General features: G+C 72.3%; 16 protein-coding genes. 1 reads left to right on the top strand and 15 read right to left on the bottom strand.

Annotation, left to right across the window (positions count from 1 at the left end):
- The first annotated feature begins 23 nt into the window (after window positions 1-23).
- The gene (locus J2S44_RS30055; RefSeq protein ID WP_310420751.1) at window positions 24-854 is read left to right on the top strand and encodes a peptidylprolyl isomerase; all 831 of its coding nucleotides are present in this window, start codon (window positions 24-26) and stop codon (window positions 852-854) included.
- A 1,360-nt stretch (window positions 855-2,214) separates the two neighbouring features.
- On the opposite strand, the gene J2S44_RS30050 is transcribed toward J2S44_RS30055, so the two are convergent.
- The 15 genes from J2S44_RS30050 to J2S44_RS29980 all read right to left on the bottom strand — a co-directional run bounded on the left by J2S44_RS30050 (window position 2,215) and on the right by J2S44_RS29980 (window position 17,839).
- Entirely contained in the window at window positions 2,215-4,737 is a 2,523-nt protein-coding gene (locus J2S44_RS30050) for a RelA/SpoT family protein (RefSeq protein WP_310420749.1), read from the bottom strand.
- 166 nt (window positions 4,738-4,903) lie between these two features.
- Complete coding sequence (locus J2S44_RS30045; protein WP_310420747.1) at window positions 4,904-5,464, bottom strand: adenine phosphoribosyltransferase; 561 nt, start codon at window positions 5,462-5,464, stop codon at window positions 4,904-4,906.
- 126 nt (window positions 5,465-5,590) lie between these two features.
- Entirely contained in the window at window positions 5,591-6,748 is a 1,158-nt protein-coding gene (gene secF, locus J2S44_RS30040; protein WP_310420744.1) for a protein translocase subunit SecF, read from the bottom strand.
- Window position 6,749: 1 nt separating this feature from the next.
- Entirely contained in the window at window positions 6,750-8,720 is a 1,971-nt protein-coding gene (gene secD / locus J2S44_RS30035) for a protein translocase subunit SecD (protein ID WP_310420742.1), read from the bottom strand.
- 162 nt (window positions 8,721-8,882) lie between these two features.
- The gene (gene yajC, locus J2S44_RS30030; protein ID WP_310429996.1) at window positions 8,883-9,245 is read right to left on the bottom strand and encodes a preprotein translocase subunit YajC; all 363 of its coding nucleotides are present in this window, start codon (window positions 9,243-9,245) and stop codon (window positions 8,883-8,885) included.
- A 221-nt stretch (window positions 9,246-9,466) separates the two neighbouring features.
- Window positions 9,467-10,513, bottom strand: a complete 1,047-nt coding sequence (ruvB, locus tag J2S44_RS30025) for a Holliday junction branch migration DNA helicase RuvB (RefSeq protein ID WP_310420740.1) — start codon at window positions 10,511-10,513, stop codon at window positions 9,467-9,469.
- Window positions 10,510-11,112 carry a Holliday junction branch migration protein RuvA gene (gene ruvA / locus J2S44_RS30020; RefSeq protein WP_310420738.1) on the bottom strand — a complete coding sequence of 201 codons (603 nt, stop codon included), beginning with the start codon at window positions 11,110-11,112 and terminating at the stop codon, window positions 10,510-10,512. The genes ruvB and ruvA overlap by 4 nt, the downstream gene beginning before the upstream one ends.
- The gene (ruvC, locus tag J2S44_RS30015; protein ID WP_310420735.1) at window positions 11,109-11,684 is read right to left on the bottom strand and encodes a crossover junction endodeoxyribonuclease RuvC; all 576 of its coding nucleotides are present in this window, start codon (window positions 11,682-11,684) and stop codon (window positions 11,109-11,111) included. Before ruvC ends, ruvA begins: the two co-directional genes overlap by 4 nt.
- Window positions 11,685-11,767: 83 nt before the next feature.
- Window positions 11,768-12,382: a TetR/AcrR family transcriptional regulator gene (locus J2S44_RS30010; RefSeq protein ID WP_310420733.1), complete on the bottom strand. Its 615-nt coding sequence runs from the start codon at window positions 12,380-12,382 to the stop codon at window positions 11,768-11,770.
- Window positions 12,383-12,477: 95 nt separating this feature from the next.
- The gene (locus J2S44_RS30005) at window positions 12,478-14,049 is read right to left on the bottom strand and encodes an MFS transporter (RefSeq protein WP_310420731.1); all 1,572 of its coding nucleotides are present in this window, start codon (window positions 14,047-14,049) and stop codon (window positions 12,478-12,480) included.
- A gap of 110 nt (window positions 14,050-14,159) precedes the next feature.
- Window positions 14,160-15,263, bottom strand: a complete 1,104-nt coding sequence (locus J2S44_RS30000) for a DUF1996 domain-containing protein (RefSeq protein ID WP_310420729.1) — start codon at window positions 15,261-15,263, stop codon at window positions 14,160-14,162.
- Between the two features lie 158 nt (window positions 15,264-15,421).
- Window positions 15,422-16,078, bottom strand: coding sequence for a response regulator (locus tag J2S44_RS29995; RefSeq protein WP_310420727.1), 657 nt, complete (start codon window positions 16,076-16,078; stop codon window positions 15,422-15,424).
- Window positions 16,075-16,203 carry a hypothetical protein gene (locus J2S44_RS29990; RefSeq protein ID WP_310420725.1) on the bottom strand — a complete coding sequence of 43 codons (129 nt, stop codon included), beginning with the start codon at window positions 16,201-16,203 and terminating at the stop codon, window positions 16,075-16,077. The genes J2S44_RS29995 and J2S44_RS29990 overlap by 4 nt, the downstream gene beginning before the upstream one ends.
- Entirely contained in the window at window positions 16,200-17,372 is a 1,173-nt protein-coding gene (locus tag J2S44_RS29985) for a sensor histidine kinase (protein WP_310420723.1), read from the bottom strand. The genes J2S44_RS29990 and J2S44_RS29985 overlap by 4 nt, the downstream gene beginning before the upstream one ends.
- Window positions 17,369-17,839 carry a hypothetical protein gene (locus J2S44_RS29980; protein WP_310420721.1) on the bottom strand — a complete coding sequence of 157 codons (471 nt, stop codon included), beginning with the start codon at window positions 17,837-17,839 and terminating at the stop codon, window positions 17,369-17,371. Before J2S44_RS29980 ends, J2S44_RS29985 begins: the two co-directional genes overlap by 4 nt.
- Between the last annotated feature and the right edge of the window lie 361 nt (window positions 17,840-18,200).

Raw genomic sequence — 18,200 nt, 5'->3', positions numbered from 1 at the left:
ATAGCTTATCCAGGAGGAACACCGTGTCGTCCATCAAGGAGCGGCAGCAGCGCGCCGCAGCACGGGCAAAGCTCGAGCGGGAAATGGCGGCCCGCAAGGAGGCTGCCGCCCGCAAGCGCAAGAACCTCTGGATCGCGGCGTCCGCGAGCGCGGCCGTCCTGGTCGTGGCGGCCGGCGTGCTGATCGCGGTCACCGTGCTGCGCGGCGACGACGACGAGTCCACCACCTCGCCGGTCGCCGCCGGCACCACCACCTGCACCTGGAACGCCGCGCCCGACCAGGGCCAGGGCACCACGGTCGACGTCGGCATGCCGCCGGCCAGCGCGTCCAACGTCGGCAAGTCGGTCATGACCGTCACCACCAACTTCGGCGTGGTCGACGTGACGCTGGACAAGACCAAGTCCCCGTGCGCGGCCGAGTCGTTCACGCACCTGGCCGGCAAGAAGTTCTTCGACGGCACCAAGTGCCACCGGATGTTCCCCGGCATGCTGCAGTGCGGCGACCCGAGCGCGAAGGGCGACGGCTACCGGGAGTCCGACGGCACCGGCGGCCCGGCCTACCGCTACAGCAACGAGTACCTGCCGACCAGCGACATCCCGCCGTACCCGGCCGGCGTGGTCGCGCTCGCCAACAGCGGCGCGGACGGCACGAACGGCAGCCAGTTCTTCTTCATCTACGAGGACACCGAGCTGTCGCCGGACTACACCATCATCGGCAAGGTCTCCGACGCCGGCCTCGCGGTCCTGAAGAAGGCCACCGAGAAGGGCCACGACGGCGCGTTCGACCCGAGCCCGGGCGGCGGCCACCCGAAGGAAGACATCAACATCCAGACGGTCACGGTCGCCGCGGCCTGACCCACCCGCTCCACCCGGCCCCCGTCGCACGCGGTTCGCGACGGGGGCCGCCCCATGTCCGGCTCCGGATCACCGAACCACCGGGACACCACCAAACCGAAGATGCGGATATGCCCGCTCCCGGCGGCACCGGTGCCGCACGCTCCCGCGGGCACCGGTCGTCGCCGGCGCTCCTCCCTGCACGATCCGAAGCCCCACGATCAACCCCCGCCCGCCCCACCGCGCCACCGCACCCCACCTCGGCACGCCACCGCATCCCGCACGCCGTCCCACCGAGCCCTGACCTCCACACGCCACCTCGACGGCCTGCCGCAGCACATCAGCCCACGGTGCGCCACTTCCGGCACTCACGCTCACCGCGCGCCGGCTCCACCGACCGCCACGTCATCCCCACAGCGCTCTGCTTCCGACAACGCACCTACCGCACGCCACTTCGACACCCCCGCCCACCGCCCGCCGCTTCGGCGCGAATCCCAGCAAGCGCCGCTTCCACCGCGCGCCACCTTTGGCACGCCAACCCCAGAACGCGCCGCGCCACCACGAGCAGCTCGCGGCACACCGCCCATCACGGGCCGCTTCCACTCGCTACTTCCGGCACGCCACCAGCGGGCGCCACTTCCACGAGCGCCGCTTGCGCGCCACCCCCAGCACACGCCCCGACCGGCTCGCTGTCCGGCTGCGCGCCGCTTGCGCGCCACCCCGGCACACACCCCGACCGGCTCGCTGTCCGGCTGCGCGCCGCTTGCGGCTCGCCATCTCCACCGCGCGCCGCTTGCGGCTCGCCATCTCCACCGCGCGCCGCTTCCGGCTCGCCATCTCCACCGCGCGCCGCTTCCGGCTCGCCATCTCCACCGCACGCCGCTTCCGGCGCACACCACGGGGTGACGTCGGCGTCGGCATCGGCGGAGGCGGAGGCGGCGGAAGCAGCGGAAGCAGCGGAGGCGGTGGGGTCGGTGGGGTCGCCGCCGGCGGCGGTGGAGGGCTTGGGCGCCGCCTGCGGCGGGGGCGATGGGCGGAGCTACGCGCGTCCGGCAGGTGGCGCCGATCTGGCGCGCGCTGGGATCGAGATCCTTTCGGCGCTCATTGCTGGTTCCCAGCGGCGGCGAACAGCAACGCGGGCTGCAGGATCTTGGCTCGCACATCGACGCCGACCGGCCATCGCCTTCCGTGCCCGATATTTCGGGCATATCGGGGGCTTGGCTGCGTTACCGGCGCGGGTGGGGTTGACCTTGCGCGGCGGGACGTGCAGGGAGGAGCGCCAGCGACGACCGGTGCCCGCGGGAGCATGCGGCACCGGGGCCGCCGGAAGCGGGCATATCGGTGGTGTGCCCTTGATGCTTTCGGCGGCGGACGGCGGCGGTCAGGCCCCGGAGGTGACCCGGTAGGCGTCGAACACGCCGTCGACCTTGCGGACGGCGGCGAGCAGGTGGCCGAGGTGCTTGGGGTCGGCCATCTCGAAGCTGAAGCGGCTCACCGCGACCCGGTCGCGGGTGGTGGTGACGGTCGCGGAGAGGATGTTGACGCGCTCGTCGGAGAGCACGCGCGTGACGTCGGCCAGCAGCTTGTGCCGGTCGAGCGCCTCGACCTGGATCGCGACCAGGAACGTGGAGGCGCTGGTCGGCTTCCAGGTGACGACGACGATGCGGTCCTCCTGGACCTTCAGGTCCTCCGCGTTCGCGCAGTCGTCGCGGTGCACGCTCACGCCGCCGGAGCGGGTGACGAAGCCGAAGACCGCGTCGCCCGGGACCGGCGTGCAGCAGCGGGCCAGCTTGATCCACACGTCGGAGACGCCGCGGACCTCGACGCCCGGGTCGTGGCCGGTGGTCCGGGTCCTCGGTGGGCGGGTCGGGACGGCAGTCTCGGCGATGTCCTCGACCGCGCCCTCCTCGCCGCCGTAGCCGGCGACCAGGCGCTGGACCACGGACTGCGCGGAGACCTGGCTCTCGCCGACCGCGGCGTAGAGCGCGGAGACGTCGTTGAGGTGCAGGTCGCGGGCGATCGCGATGAGCGCCTCGGAGGTCAGCAGCCGCTGGAGGGGCAGGCCCTGCTTGCGCATGGCCTTGACCATGGCCTCCTTGCCGGCCTCGATCGCCTCCTCGCGCCGCTCCTTGTTGAAGTACTGCCGGATCTTGGTGCGGGCCCGGGGCGACTTGACGAACCCGAGCCAGTCCTGCGACGGGCCGGCCGAATCGGACTTCGACGTGAAGATCTCGATGACGTCGCCGTTGGAGAGCGTCGACTCCAGCGGGACCAGCTTGCCGTTGACCCGCGCGCCGATGCACTTGTGCCCGACCTCGGTGTGCACCGCGTAGGCGAAGTCGACCGGCGTGGAGCCGGTCGGCAGCGGGATCACGTCGCCCTTCGGCGTGAAGACGTAGACCTCCTGGCTGGAGAGGTCGAAGCGGAGCGCGTCCAGGAACTCGCTCGGGTCGCTCGCCTCGCGTTGCCAGTCGAGCAGCTGCCGCAGCCAGGTCATCTCGTCGATGTGCGCGGGCGGGCCGACCACGGTCGCGCCCTTCTGCTCCTTGTACTTCCAGTGCGCGGCGATGCCGAACTCCGCGGTGCGGTGCATCGCGTACGTCCGGATCTGCATCTCCACCGGCTTGCCGGACGGGCCGATCACGGTGGTGTGCAGCGACTGGTACATGTTGAACTTCGGCATCGCGATGTAGTCCTTGAACCGGCCCGGGACGGGCTGCCAGTTCGCGTGGATCACCCCGAGTGCCGCGTAGCAGTCGCGCACGGTGTCCACCAGGATCCGCACGCCGACCAGGTCGTAGATGTCGTTGAAGTCCCGGCCCCGCACGATCATCTTCTGGTAGATCGAGTACAGGTGCTTGGGACGGCCGGTGGTCTCCGCCTTGATCTTGGCGGACTTGAGGTCGACCTGAACCTTCTGCGTGACCTGCCGGAGCAGCGTGTCGCGCTGCGGCTGGTGCTCGCCGATCAGGCGGTTGATCTCCTCGAACCGCTTCGGGAACAGGAACCCGAACGACAGGTCCTCCAGCTCCCACTTGATCGTGTTCATGCCGAGCCGGTGCGCCAGCGGGGCCAGGATCTCCAGCGTCTCCTTGGCCTTCTGCTCCTGCTTGGCGCGGGGCAGGAAGGTCAGCGTGCGCATGTTGTGCAGCCGGTCGGCGAGCTTGATGACCAGGACGCGCGGGTCCTTCGCCATCGCCACGACCATCTTGCGGATCGTCTCCGCCTTGGCCGCGTCGCCGAGCTTCACCTTGTCCAGCTTGGTCACGCCGTCGACCAGCAGCGCGACCTCGCCACCGAAGTCGGTGCGCATCGCGTCGAGGCTGTAGTCGGTGTCCTCGATCGTGTCGTGCAGCAGCGCCGCGACCAGCGTGGTCGTGTCCATGCCGAGGTTGGCCAGGATGGTGGCCACGGCGAGCGGATGCGTGATGTACGGGTCGCCGGACTTGCGGTACTGACCGAGGTGCCACTTCGCGGCCATGTCGAACGCGCGCTGCAGCAGTCGCACGTCCGCCTTCGGGTGGCTGGCGCGGTGGATCGAGATCAGCGGCTCCAGCACCTCCGCCACCTGCGGCGTCTGCCAGGGCGCGTTGAACCGGGCCAGGCGGGCGCGCACCCGGCGGCCGGACGCCACACCGGTCAGGAAGGTCGGGTCCTCCTGCTCACCGGCGGCGATCTGGTCCGCGACGCTCGGGCCGCCGGGGAAGGGCAGCACCACGCCCTCGCCGTCGTCCGTCGGGTGGGTCGCCGGCGCCGGCGGAGCCTCAAGATCATTCATCGGGGGCTCGGGCACGCGCTCGGCCTCGACGGCCGAGACGATGTCCGGAAGCCGTTCCACCTCGTTCGTCGCCACCGCGCCCTCGCCTGCTTTGCCCTCACCAGGAGAGGCGACGTGACTGGACATCGGCCCCCTCACCTCTCCGATCGGCCACATGTGTGGACGCCCTGACCGTATCCGCACGGTCGGTGTCCGCGCCACCGGGAGGGAACACCCGGGCCGCGTCCGGACGCCAATCCTACCCGTCCGGGCAGCGAAGACACCCTACGCTCGGCCACCTGACAAACACTCATCAAACAGTCAGCAGCGCATCAACGGTACGTCCGGCGAGCCGGCGGCGGCCCTCCAGGAACGACAGCTCCAGCAGCACGGTGAACGCCGTGACCGTGCCGCCGGCCTTCTCCACCAGGTCGAGCGTCGCCTTCGCGGTGCCGCCGGTGGCCAGCACGTCGTCGACCACCAGCACGCGCTGGCCGGCCACGAACGCGTCCTCGTGCACCTCCAGCGTGGCCTCGCCGTACTCCAGCGCGTACGACGCGGAGTGCACCGCGCGGGGCAGCTTGCCGGCCTTGCGGATCGGGACCACGCCCACGCCGGTCGTGTACGCCAGCGCGGCCGCGATCAGAAAACCGCGGGCCTCCACGCCGACCACCACGTCGAACGAGTCCGGCCCGTAGTGGGCGGCGATCGCGTCGATCGTCGCCCTGAACACCGCGCCGTCCGAGAACAGCGGCATCAGGTCCTTGAACAGGATGCCCGGCTTGGGGAAGTCGGGCACGTCCAGCGTCCGGCTCGCGACCAGCGCGGCCACGTCGGCACCGAGGTCACCGGAGAGTGAGGGGGTCGAGGTCACCGGGTCATTCTTCGCGACCCGGATCCCGCGCCTCCACCCGGGGCCGCCCACACAGGGATCGAGGCGTCCCCCGGGCCGTTGGCACGGCTCGGCGGACGCCTCGATCCTGGACTGACGGACGCCGGGCTAGCCGCGGCGCTTGGCTCCGGTGTTGCCGGGGCGGTTGCCACGGTTGCCGGTGTTCGGCCGCTTGGCGTTCGGCCGGGCGCCGACCCGCGGCGTGGAACCGGCCAGCGCGTGCTCCGCGTCCGCCGGCACCGCGTCCGTGCCGGCCTCGGCCGCACGGTTCGCCAGCGACGCGCGGCGCGCCAGCACCCGCTGGTTGTGCACCCGGATCCGCGGCTCGAAGTCCTTCAGCGCGACCAGCACCGGCGTGGCGAAGAACAGCGAGGAGTAGATCGCCAGCGCCATGCCGACGAAGAGCACCAGGCCCAGGTCCTCCAGCGTGCGGGCGCCGAACACGCCCGCGCCGATGAAGAGCAGGCCACCGACCGGCAGCAGCGCCACCAGCGAGGTGTTGATCGACCGCATCAGCGTCTGGTTGATCGCCAGGTTGGACGCCTCCGCGTACGTCTGGCCGCTGCCCGCGGTGATGCCCTTCGTGTTCTCCTGGACCTTGTCGAACACCACGACCACGTCGTAGAGCGCGTAACCGAGGATGGTCAGGAAGCCGATCACGGTCGACGGCGAGACCTCGAAGCCGACGATCGAGTAGACGCCCGCGGTGAGCACCAGGTCGAGCAGCAGCGAGACGACGGCCGCGACCGCCATCCGCCACTCGAACCGCAGCACCAGGTAGAGCGAGACCACCGCGAGGAAGACCAGCAGCGCCAGGATCGCGCGCTCCGTCACGGACGCGCCCCAGGCACCGGAGACCCGGCTGTCCGAGACCAGCGCCGGGTCCAGGTCGAGCGTCTCCGCCACCGACGCCTTGATCTCGATCGACTGGTCGGCCGTCACCTCGCCGGTCTTGACCAGGAGGAAGCCGCTCGTGTCGTCGCCGACCTGCTGGGTCGACTCGACCTTCACGTCCTCCGCGCCGGACTCCTCGATCGCCTTGGTGACGGCGTCCGAGGCCCGGTCGATGGTGAGGTTGGCGGCCGGCACCTGGAACTCGGTGCCGCCGGTGAACTCGATGCCGAGCGTGAAGCCGCGGAGCACGAAGCTGCCGAGCGCGATCAGCACACCGACCGCGGCGATCGCAAACCACATGTTGCGCCGGCCGATGATCTTGAGGCCGGCGTCGCCCCGGTAGAGGCGACTGGCAAGACCTTCCTTGGCCATGTCAGGCCTCCTTCACACGCGACGAGCGCGGCTTGACGGTGTCGGTGGCGGCCGGCTTCTCCTTCAGGACCCGGCCCAGGCCGCTGACCCGCGGCGACAGGAACGCCCGGGTCCGGGCGAACATGGTCATCACCGGGTGGCGGAAGAGGAACACGACGATCAGGTCGAGCAGCGTGGCCAGACCCAGCGCGAACGCGAAGCCCTTCACCTGGCCGACCGAGACGATGTAGAGCACGACCGCGGCCATCAGGGAGATCGCGTTGGCCGAGATGATCGTCCGGCGGGCCCGGGTCCAGGCGCGGCCGACCGCGCTGCGCGGGCTGCGGCCCTCGCGGATCTCGTCCTTCAACCGCTCGAAGTAGATGATGAACGAGTCGGCCGCGACACCCAGCGACACGATGAAGCCCGCGATGCCGGCGAGCGTCAGCGTGAAGCCGATCTGCCGGCCGAGCACCACCAGCGCGCCGTAGGTGAGCAGCGCGGACAGGATCAGGCTCAGGAAGATCACGGTGCCGAGCAGGCGGTAGTAGAAGAACGCGTAGATCGCCACCAGCAGCATGCCGAGACCGGCCGCGAGCAGACCCGCGCGCAGCTGCTCCGCGCCGAGCGTGGCGGACACGTTCTGCGCCTCGTCGGCCTCGAAGGTCAGCGGCAGCGCGCCGTAGCGCAGCTTCGACGCCAGCTCGTTGGCCGAGGCGGAGTTGAAGCTACCGGTGATCTGCGAGTCGCCGGTGAGCACGGCCTGGATCTCCGGCGAGGAGATGACCTCGTTGTCCAGCACCACCGCGACGCGGCAGCGGCTGCCGTCACCGAGCGCGGTCTGGTCGCAGGTGCCACCCTCGTTGTTGTAGGCCTCGCGGGTCAGCGCGGTCCACTTCTCCTGGCCCTCGCCGGTGAAGTCGAGGCTGACCACCCAGTCGCCGGTCTGCTGGTCGAGCACGCCGCTGGCGCCCTCGACGTCGGTGCCGAGCACCTTCGCCACGTCCAGCAGGTACTTCGCGCCGGCCTCACAGGCGACCGCCTGGGAGTTCGGGTCGACGATCGAGCCGGCCGGACGGGCGTCCAGCATCGCGCAGCTGATCTGCGGGACGTTGAACTGCATGGCCGGCTCCAGCGCGCGGACCTCGGTCTCCGGGTCCAGCGTGCCGAACGGCGCGAGCGTGGTGGCCAGCGTCGGGTCGGTGGTCAGGTCGGCCACGCCCTGCAGGCCGGACGCGGCGGCCCAGGCGGCCTCGCCGACCTTCTTCTGCACCTCGGCGCGGATCGCGGCCACGTCCGTGCTGACCGGCGCCGGGGCGGCCGAGCCGCTGGCGGCCGGCGTCGGCGTGGCGCTCGCGGCGCCGGACGGGGCCGGCGTCGGGGTCGCGGTCGCCGCCGCGCCACCGCCCTGGCCACCGGTGCCGCCGCCGGCACCACCGCTGGCGGACGGGCTGGAGGTCACCGCGGCACCGGGCGACTGGCCGGCCGCCGGGGCGCCGCTCGCACCGGGCGACGGGGCGCCGCTGGCACCGGGCGACGGGGACGCGCCGGGCGTCGGGGTCTCGGTGACCGCCGGGGCGACACCGGAGCCGTCCGCGGCCTTCAGAACCTTGCGGAAACGCAGCTGCGCGGCGTCGCCGACCTGCTTGAGGTCGTCCCGGTTCTCACCGGCCAGCGAGATGACGATGTTCCGGTTGCCCTCGATCACCACCTCGGCCTCCGAGACGCCGAGCGCGTTGACGCGGCTCTCGATGATCTGGCGGGCCTCTTCGAGCTGCTCCGCCGGCGGGTCCGCTCCGTCCATCGTGGTGGCGGTGTACGTGACCCGGGTGCCGCCGATCAGGTCCAGGCCCAGCTTGGGCTCCAGACGCTCGGTGAAGCTCGACTTGCCGGGAACGCCGACGAAGAAGACCATGAGGAAGAGGACGACGAAGATCAGGCCGAGCACGGCAAGTTGCCGCCCGGGGCGCATCTGTCCCTGAGGTGGTGCCACGGCTGTTGAGTTCCTTTACGGGCCTGGAGGCCGCCGGGTGGGGCGGCTGGGTTGGAGCGCCGACGCGAACCGGCGAGGAGCGTGATGGTGAACGAGACGCACCCGCTTCCGGGCACACCTCGCGCGATTATCCAACAACTTCAATGACCCTTTGTGAAGGGGTCACTCCTTGACAACGTCCTTGCTGTCCATGGAGGCACGCTTGGTCTCGGCCGGCGTCTCGACGACCGCGTCCACCGGCTCACCGGCCGGCACGGCCTCGTCGGTCACCGGCGCGTCCGCCTTGGTGACGACGCGGGCGATCGCGGGGCGTGCGAAGCGCAGCAGCACGTCGTCGTACGCCTCGATGGTCACGGTGTCGTCGTCGTAACCGGCCACCACGCCGTGCAGGCCGCCGATCGTGACGACCTCGTCGCCGATGCCGAGCTCGCTCTGCATGCGCTCGGCCTCGCGACGGCGCTTCTGCTGCGGGCGGATCATCATGAAGTACATGACGGCCATCAGGCCGACCATCATGAGGATCATCGTGAAGCCGCCGCCGGAGCCGCCCGTCGCCTGCTGCGCGAAATTGTGGGTATGCACGCTGAGACCTTCCAGCTGATTGTCTGCCCGGGAGCCGGCTGAGCGCAGGCGAGGAGGCAGATTAATGTCTATCGGATCGCGGCGAGTGTAGCCCCTGTGACTGAAAACTCCGAGTAGGGGCGTGCAGTCCGTTGATCCACGACTACTCCCTGTCCCGCGAAGAACTACTCCCCGCCCCGCGAGAACAGGTCCGGCTGACCGGGCAGGATCGGGCCGGGCGGCGTCTTGCCGAGGTGCCGCCACGCCGCCTCGGTCGCGACCCGGCCGCGCGGCGTGCGCGCCAGCAGCCCGGCCCGGACCAGGAACGGCTCGCACACCTCCTCCACCGTGTCCGGCTGCTCACCGACGGCCACGGCCAGCGTCGACAGGCCGACCGGGCCACCGCGGAACGACGTCACCAGCGCGTGCACGACCGCCTTGTCCAGCCGGTCCAGGCCGAGATCGTCGACGTCGTAGACCTTGAGCGCCGCCTTCGCCACGTCCCGGGTGATCACGCCGTCCGCGCGCACCTCCGCGAAGTCGCGCACGCGGCGCAGCAGCCGGTTGGCGATGCGTGGCGTGCCCCGCGAGCGGCGGGCGATCTCCCCCGCGCCGTCGTCCGTGATCGGGATGCCGAAGATGCCGGCCGAGCGGCGGATCAGCGCCTCCAGGTCGGCCGCGTCGTAGAAGTCCAGGTGCGCGACGAAACCGAACCGGTCCCGCATCGGGCCGGTCAGCAGGCCGGACCGGGTGGTCGCGCCGACCAGCGTGAACGGCTCCACGTCCAGCGGGATCGCGGTCGCGCCCGGCCCCTTGCCGACCACCACGTCGACCCGGAAGTCCTCCATCGCGCTGTAGAGCAGCTCCTCGGCCGGCCGCGCGATCCGGTGGATCTCGTCGATGAACAGCACGTCTCCCTCGGAGAGGCTGGTCAGGATCGCGGCCAGGTCACCGGACCGCTCGATCACCGGTCCGCTGGTGGTGCGGATGCCGACGCCCAGCTCCGCCGCGACGATGTTGGCGAGCGTGGTCTTGCCGAGACCGGGCGGGCCGGACAGCAGGATGTGGTCCGGCGGCGCGCCCCGGCCGAGCGCGCCCTTCAGCAACAGGTCGAGCTGGTCGCGCACCCGGTGCTGGGCGATGAACTCCTCCAGCCGCTTCGGCCGGACGCTGACCTCGGCCTCACGCTCGCTCGGCGACGCGTAGGCGGAGACGACCTCCTCGGAGTTCATCGCGTCTTGCCCAGCAGCCGGATCGCCTGCTTGAGCAGCTGCGGAACGGGCGGGGTGGGGCCGTCGACGGTCTCCGCGACCATGGCGACCGCCTGATCGGCCTGGCTCTGCGTCCAGCCCAGCCCGGTGAGCGCCTGCGCGACCTGGGTCTGCCAGGCGCCGGAGGTCGGGCCGGTGACGCCGTCCGCGCCGATCGGTAGCGGGCCGATCCGGTCGCGAAGTTCCAGCACCAGGCGCTCCGCGCCCTTCTTGCCGATCCCGGGTACGCGGGTGAGCGTCGCCGTGTCACCGCCGCCGATCGCCTTGCGCAGCACCTCCGGCGGGTGCACCGCGAGCGCGGCCTGGGCCAGTCGCGGCCCGACCCCGGACGCGGTCTGCAGCAGCTCGAACAGGTGCTTCTCGTCGTCGTCGGCGAACCCGTAGAGCGTCAGCGAGTCCTCTCGGACGACCAGCGACGTGGCGAGCCGGGCCTCCTCGCCGAGGCGCAGGCCGGCGAGCGTGTTCGGGCTGCACTGGACGGCCATGCCGACGCCGCCGACCTCGATCACGGCGGCGTCCGGCGCGACGGCCAGCACCTTCCCGCGGACGCTGGCGATCATCGGGTGCCCCCTCGTTGACGTACCGCTGCTGCTTGCTGGTTCTTGGCCTTCTGCACCGCGGCCTCGATCTTCGCGGCGGCGGCCGCCACCCGCGCCCTCGTCCCGCCGCGCCAGATGTGGCAGATGGCGAGCGCGAGCGCGTCCGCCGCGTCCGCGGGCTTCGGCGGCGCGTCCAGCCGGAGCAGGCGCTGGACCATGGTGATCATCTGTGCCTTGTCCGCGACGCCGGAGCCGGTGATCGCGGCCTTGACCTCACTCGGCGTGTAGGTCTCCACGGGTATCCCACGGCGGGCACCGGAGAGCACGGCGACCGCGGAGGCCTGCGCGGTGCCCATCACGGTGCGCACGTTGTGCTGGGCGAAGACCCGCTCGACCGCGACGCTCTCCGGCTCGTACTGCCCGACCAGCGCGTTCAGCTCGGTCTCCAGGCGCAGCAGCCGGTGCGGCAGCTCGTCGGTCGCGTCCGTGCGGACCACGTGGTACGCCACCAGCGTGCACGGCCGGCCGGGAACCCCCTCGACCACGCCGACGCCACACCTGGTCAGGCCCGGGTCGATGCCGAGCACCCGCACGCGCCCACCCCTCCCCGAAGCTCGGCCGCACATCTGTTCGACACCTTAGCGTCGCCCGTTTTCCGGCAGCGCGGCGACACACCTCAGACGGAGATCGCCTTCATCACCATGTCGACGACCTGATCGGGCACGGCGTCGTCGTCCAGTTGCGGGTTCCAGTGCAGCATCCGCTGCATCAGCACCGGGCCGGTGACCATGAGCAGGGTGAACTCGACGTCGAGGTCGGGGCGCAGCTCGCCGCGCTCCACGCCGCGGCGCAGCACCTCACGCATGACCTGGCGGCGCGGCTCGACTATCTGCTGGTACCGCCGGTACTGCTCCGGGGAGCGCATCGCCTCGGGCACCAGGCACGGCATGATCTGCGCGGCGCGCGGGTCGCGGTTGCGCGCGATCGACCGCGCCAGGGTCAGCAGATCCTCCCGGACGCTGCCGGTGTCCGGATCGGCCGGCGGCGCCTTGAGACGCAGCAGCGCATCCTGGAGCAGCGCCTCCTTGCCGGCCCAGCGGCGGTAGATGGTGGCCTTGCCGACGCCGGCCCGCGCCGCGATCGCCTCGATGGTGAGCGACTCGATGCTCGTGCCCTCCGCGAGCAGGTCGAGCGTCGCCTCGATGATCGCCTCGTCCGCCCGGCTGCTCCGCGGACGGCCCGGCGCGCGCGGCTCGGGAGATCGCGGCGCCTCCGGCGCGGTGAGTGTCATGTCGTCATTCTCCTTGATCTTGTTTCCATCGACCATCGCGCCCACCCGCCGACGATCGGGGCGCCCCGCATGTCGCCGGGCGCCCCGATCGTCGCTCACGCCTCGAGCAGCGCGGCCGCCTCGGGAGCGCGCTCGACCCGCGACTCCGGCGCGCCCTTCTCGCGGCCCGGCAGCCACCTCAGCGCGACCAGCGCGCCGACGAACACCACGACCGCACCGACCAGCGCGGAGACGTGCACCGCGTTGATGAACGCGTCGTTCGCGGCGGTGACCAGCGTGCCGCCCTGCGGACCGGCCTGCGCGGCCACCGCGTACGCGCCGGCGATCGACTCGGACGCCGCGTCGCGCGCGGTCTCCGGCAGCGCCGCGACCGCGTCGGCCACCTGGCCGCGGTAGACCGCGGCGAGCACGGACCCGAGCACCGCGATGCCGAGCGCGACCGAGACCTGCCGGATCGTGTTGCTGATCGCGGAGCCGACACCGGCCTGCTCACGCGGCAGCGTGGACATGATCGCCTCCATGGCCGGCGGCATGATGTTCGCCATCCCGGCGCCCTGCAGGAAGAACAGCGCCGCCACCACCCAGATCGGCGTGTCCGCGCCGATCAGCATGAAGCCGAGCAGCGAGACGCCGACGATCGCCAGGCCGGTCGCGGAGACGGCCCGGCCGCCGAACCGGTGCACCATCGCGGCGCTGCGCGGCGCGAACGCCAGCTGGGCCACCGCGAACGGCAGGAGCAGCAGGCCGGTCTGCAGCGGCGAGTAGTCCCGGACCAGCTGCAGGTAGAAGCTCATGAAGAAAAACGTGCCCATGCTGGCGAAGAAGACCAGTCCGATGGACGCGATCGAGGCGGAGAACCGGCCGTTGCGGAACAGCTTCACGTCCAGCGACGGGTACGCGTACCGCCGCTCCCAGGCGACGAACCCGGCGAGCACGGCCAGGCCGGCCACGATGAACGCCCACACCGCGGGCTGGTCGAAGCCGTTCTCGCCGCCGTCGATGATGCCGTAGACCAGCGAGGTCAGGCCGGCCACCGAGAGCAGCACGCCGACCAGGTCGAGCCGGCCGGGGTTCGGGTTGCGCGACTCCGGCACCAGCACCGCGATCAGCACCATGCCGAGCAGCACGATCGGCACGTTGATCAGGAAGACCGAGCCCCACCAGAAGTGCTCCAGCAGGAAGCCGCCGAGGATCGGGCCGATCGCGACCGCGAGGCCGACCGAGCCGGACCAGAGCCCGATCGCCTTGGCGCGCTCGCGGGGGTCGAAGACGACCGAGATGATGGAGAGCGTGACCGGCATGATCGCCGCGCCGCCGAGACCCATCAGCGCGCGCATCGCGATCAGCTGCTCCGGGCTCTGCGAGTACGCCGAGGCGAGCGAGCTGAGGCCGAAGACGGCCAGGCCGACCATCAGGAACCGCTTGCGGCCCCAGCGGTCACCGAGGATGCCGAAGCTGAACAGCAGGGCCGCGAAGACCAGCGTGTACGAGTTGACGGCCCACTCGAGCTCGGCCTGGGTGGCGCCGAGGCCCTCGTTCGGGTCGGCGAGCACGCGAATCGCGACGTTGAGGATCGTGTTGTCGAGCACGACCACGAGCAGGGAGATCACGAGGACGCCGAGAATGGCCCAGCGCCGCGGGTGACCTGTGTTGGTCTGCGGATCCATCCGCGGTCCCCCCAAGGACGATTTACGATACGGAACGGTCCCGTATCCGTCAGGGAGACTACGCCTCGCCTTTGCGATACGGAACCGTTCCGTTTCTTAAGTGTCCCCGATCACGGCTTGTGCTGGTCGTACCCCACGCCGTTGCACTGCCGGCCGCCGTTCACGCAGTGCTTGATCACCTCTACCTGGCGCTTCTGGTCCCAGCCGTTCAGGAAGTCGAAGTGGAACGTGTTCGGCGCGCCGGACGACAGCGTCAGCCCCTTGGTCACGCCGCCGGGCAGCTTGTACGGCACCTTCATCTCGAACATCGGCAGCGGCACCGGGTGGCTCGCCGTGCACCTGCCCCGGACCGGCCACGCCATGTGCGACCGGTGGTCGGCAGTGTCCAGGTGCTTGCCGTCCCAGCAGCTCGGCGCCTTGTAGCGGACGATCAGTGACGACCCGTCCGGGCATGACGCCGGGATCGTGGTCAGCGTCTGCCCGCCGCAGCTCCAGGTGCCCGCGAACTGCTCACCGGCCGGCGCCTTCGCGTTGCCGACCAGCAGCCGGAACCCGGCCGGGAACGCCTGCACGGTCCGGTAGTCGTCCACGCCCGACTTGTAGTAGACCGTCACCTGCTGCGGCGTCAGCGGCTTGCCGTCCTGCAGCAGCGTCGGGAACCAGTACGACGACGCGTCCTTCGGGTCCTGGCACGAGGTCTGCCCGCCGACCAGCTTCTCCGGCGTGCTCGACGCGTTCGTCGTGGGATTGCCGACGAACGTGTGATCGTGCGACGCGCCGGCCAGCCCGGGGAAGACGATCGGGTCGTCCCCGCGCCGGTGCGTCATCGTGCAGTTCGCCGCCACCTCGCGGTACTGCGCCCGCGGCGGCGCGTCGGCGAACGACGGCACGGTCACCGGCGTGGTCACGGTCGGCGCGGTCGTCGGCCGGGTCGCGCTCGGCGCCGGAGCCGCCGTGCTGGTCACCGGCTTCGCGGAGGCGCTCGCCGGCGCGGACGCCGCCGGCGAGCCGGTGGCCGGCGCACACGGCGGCATGGTCAGCCCGGCCTGCGCGGCCGGCGTGGCGAGCTGCTCCGCGTACTCCGGCGGCATGCAGGTCGGCAGCACCAGCGCGGGCGCGGACGAGCCGCCCGCGGTCGGCACGGTGGTCACGGAACAGGCACTCACAGCCATCGCCAGCGCCACGAGCGGCGCCAGACTCAGGCCTCTGGGCATGCGGTGGAATGTCACGGCGTCCTTCCGGCGGTGCGGTCATCACGTGCTCGCCAGCACGCTAGAACCGCCACCGGCCGATGTCCTGAGACGAAAGTCCCACCCGCGACCCGGTCGCGCACCAGCCGCGCTTCAGCCGCGCCCGGCCCGGCCGGCGCGCGTCAGCGGCCGGTCCAGCGGAGCACGGCCTCGGTGCGGTTGCGCGCGCCGAGCTTGGTGAACACCGCGTGCAGGTGGTTCTTGACCGTCTTCTCGGTCAGCCGGAGCCGCTCCGCGATCACCACGTTGGCCAGGCCCTCGGCGACCAGGTCCAGCACCTCACGCTCGCGCGGCGTCAGCCCGTACCGGCGCTGGGTCTCGCGGTGTCGTTCGGCCGCCCGGGCACCGGCCTCCGCGGCCTCCTGGGCCCGGCGCAGCGACTCGGCGGCCACGGTCGCGGCGGCCGGGGAGAGCCAGCCGCGGCCGGACGCCACCACGGTCACCGCGCGGACCAGCTCGGCCGGGTCGAACTCGCCGTGCACCAGATAGCCGCGGGCGCCGCCACGCAACATGTCCCGGACCACCGCGTCGGCGTCCTCGCTGGTCAGGGCGAGCACGGCGGTCAGCCGGGCCAGCTCCGCCACGATCGACAGGCCGTCCGCGACCGGCATGCGGTAGTCGAGCAGCGTCACGTGCGGGCGCAACCGCCGCGCGGCGGCCAGCGCGGTCCGGCCGTCGCCGGCCTCGCCCACCACCCGCGCCACGCCGGAGGCGTCCAGGTGCGCCCGCAGCGCGTCCCGCACGACCGGATTGTCGTCCACCACCAGCACCCGGATCACGCGGCCACCTCCCCGGTCCCGGCCCCGCGGCCGCCGCCCGCGCCCGGGGTGGCGACGCCTCGGGCGGGCCGGCGGGTGCCGGAGCCGGGCGCGTGGCCGGCCGGTCCGGGCGTGGTCGTGGTCATGTGGTGGCTCCGGCCGGGAGCGGGGCGCGGACGCGCAGCAGCGTGCCCCGGCCCGGGACCGAGCGCACCTCGACGGCGCCGCCGACGCCGGACGCGCGTTCGTGCACGCCGACCAGGCCCAGATGGCCGGCCGCGCGCAGGGTGTCGAGGCCGCCGGCGGAGAAGCCCACGCCGTCGTCGGCCACGGTCAGCTCGACCGTGCCGGGCGCGGCGCTCACCTCCACCCACACCGTGGCGGCGCGGGCGTGCCGCTCCACGTTGGTCAGGCCCTCGCGGAGGATGCGCAGCAGCTCGTACCGGGTCTCCAACGGCGGGTCGACGTCGTCGATCCGGGTCCGGACCGGGACGCCGGTGCGCAGCTCCCAGTCCCGGCAGGCGCGGGCCACGCCGAACCCGAAGTCCTGGCCCGGGTCGTCCGCGCGCAGACCCTCCATCAGCTCGCGCGCCTCCCGGGCCGCGACCTCGGCGCCGCGCGACACCGTGTCGGCGAGCCGCTCGGCGAGCGCGGGGTGGCGGCGCAGCGACTGCGGCAGCGCGACCGCGGCGAACGAGACGCCGCGCAGCGTCTTCGCGACCGAGTCGTGCAGCTCCCGGGCCAGCCGGGCACGCTCGGACGCGGCCGCCGAGCGCTGCGCGGACGCGACCACGGCGACGGTCAGCTCCACGTACCGGACCAGCGCCGCGGTGGCCACGGTCGCGCCGACGCCGGCCAGCAGGCCGAGCACCGGGAACGCGGCCACGAACGCGGTCACCTCGGGCGACGGGCGGCTCTGCCGGAGCAGCACCGCGGCGGACGCGAAGCCGAGCGCGGCCTGCACCGTCCACAGCGGCAGCGCGCGCATGCCGAGCAGCGCGCCGGCCAGCGCGGCCGCGCCGGCCGAGTAGCAGAAGAACGCCATGCCGCCCCGGCTCAGCGCGAGCACGCCGCCGGCCACCAGCAGGTCGGCGAGCAGCGCCGGCCACGGCGACCGGACCAGTGCCTCCGCGCGCCGGGTGAGCACCGCGACCTGCACCGCGGTCGCGACCGTCACCAGCGCGATCACGGCCGGGACCCGCCACCGTTCCTCGATCAGCAGCAGGCCGGCGGCGGCCGCGGTGATCGTCACGACCGCGCGGCCGAGCAGCACGGCACGGGCGATCGCGGCCGGGGCGACCAGCTGCCCGCTCACGGCGCCACGAACGCGACGTCGTCGACGAAGAAGCGGTACGCGTTCGGTACGGCCTCGGTGGCGATCTCCAGGTCGATGCGCCGGATCGGCGCGCCGCCGGGAAGCAGGTCGGCGACCGGAACGGTGAACGGCACCCACTCGTCGACCGGCGCGTTCAGCGTGGCCGGCCGGGCCGTGGCGAACCCGGTGGTCGGCGAGAGCGCGAGCCGGGCGACCGTGCCGTGCAGCCGGCCGCCGTAGATCCGCAGCTTGAGCACGGTGCCGTCGGGGACGGTGAACGGCTCGGACGCGATCAGCGACACCGAGGCGGTCTTCTCCTTCGGTTCCACCCGCAGCGCCACGATGTCGGTGCCGGGCACCAGACCGGCCGGGACGACCTTCACGCCCACGCCCTCGGCGGACCAGCCGGAGCCGAGCGCGGTGGTGTAGACCGCGCAGGCCGGCCGCGGCGAGGCACCGGCGGACACGCATCGCGCGGGTCCGGGTTCCGGGCTCGGGCTCGCGCTGGGACTCGCCGCGGGACCGGGACTGCGGCTCGGGGCCGGACCCGGGCTCGGGCTCGCGCTCGGGACGGGCACCGGGCTCGGGCCCGGCGTCGCCGGCGGCGCCGGTGACGCCGACGCCGCGACGGGTAGTCCGGGCTCGTCGGGCGGGGCGATCAGCGGTGGCACTCCCACGGCGATCACGCCGACCACGACGGCGATCGCCGCGTACCGGCCCCACCGCGGCCGGGCCGCCGCCACGTCTGCCTGCACGCCTCGCCGCCTCACCACTCACGCGCCGCCCGGCTGAACCGGGATCAAGCGGGATCTTAGTGTGGCCGCCGGG

The sequence above is a fragment of the Catenuloplanes niger genome (assembly GCF_031458255.1).
GTDB lineage: Bacteria > Actinomycetota > Actinomycetes > Mycobacteriales > Micromonosporaceae > Catenuloplanes > Catenuloplanes niger.
The sequence above is the reverse complement of the archived record's forward strand: the minus strand, read 5'-3'. Positions and strand labels throughout refer to the sequence as shown.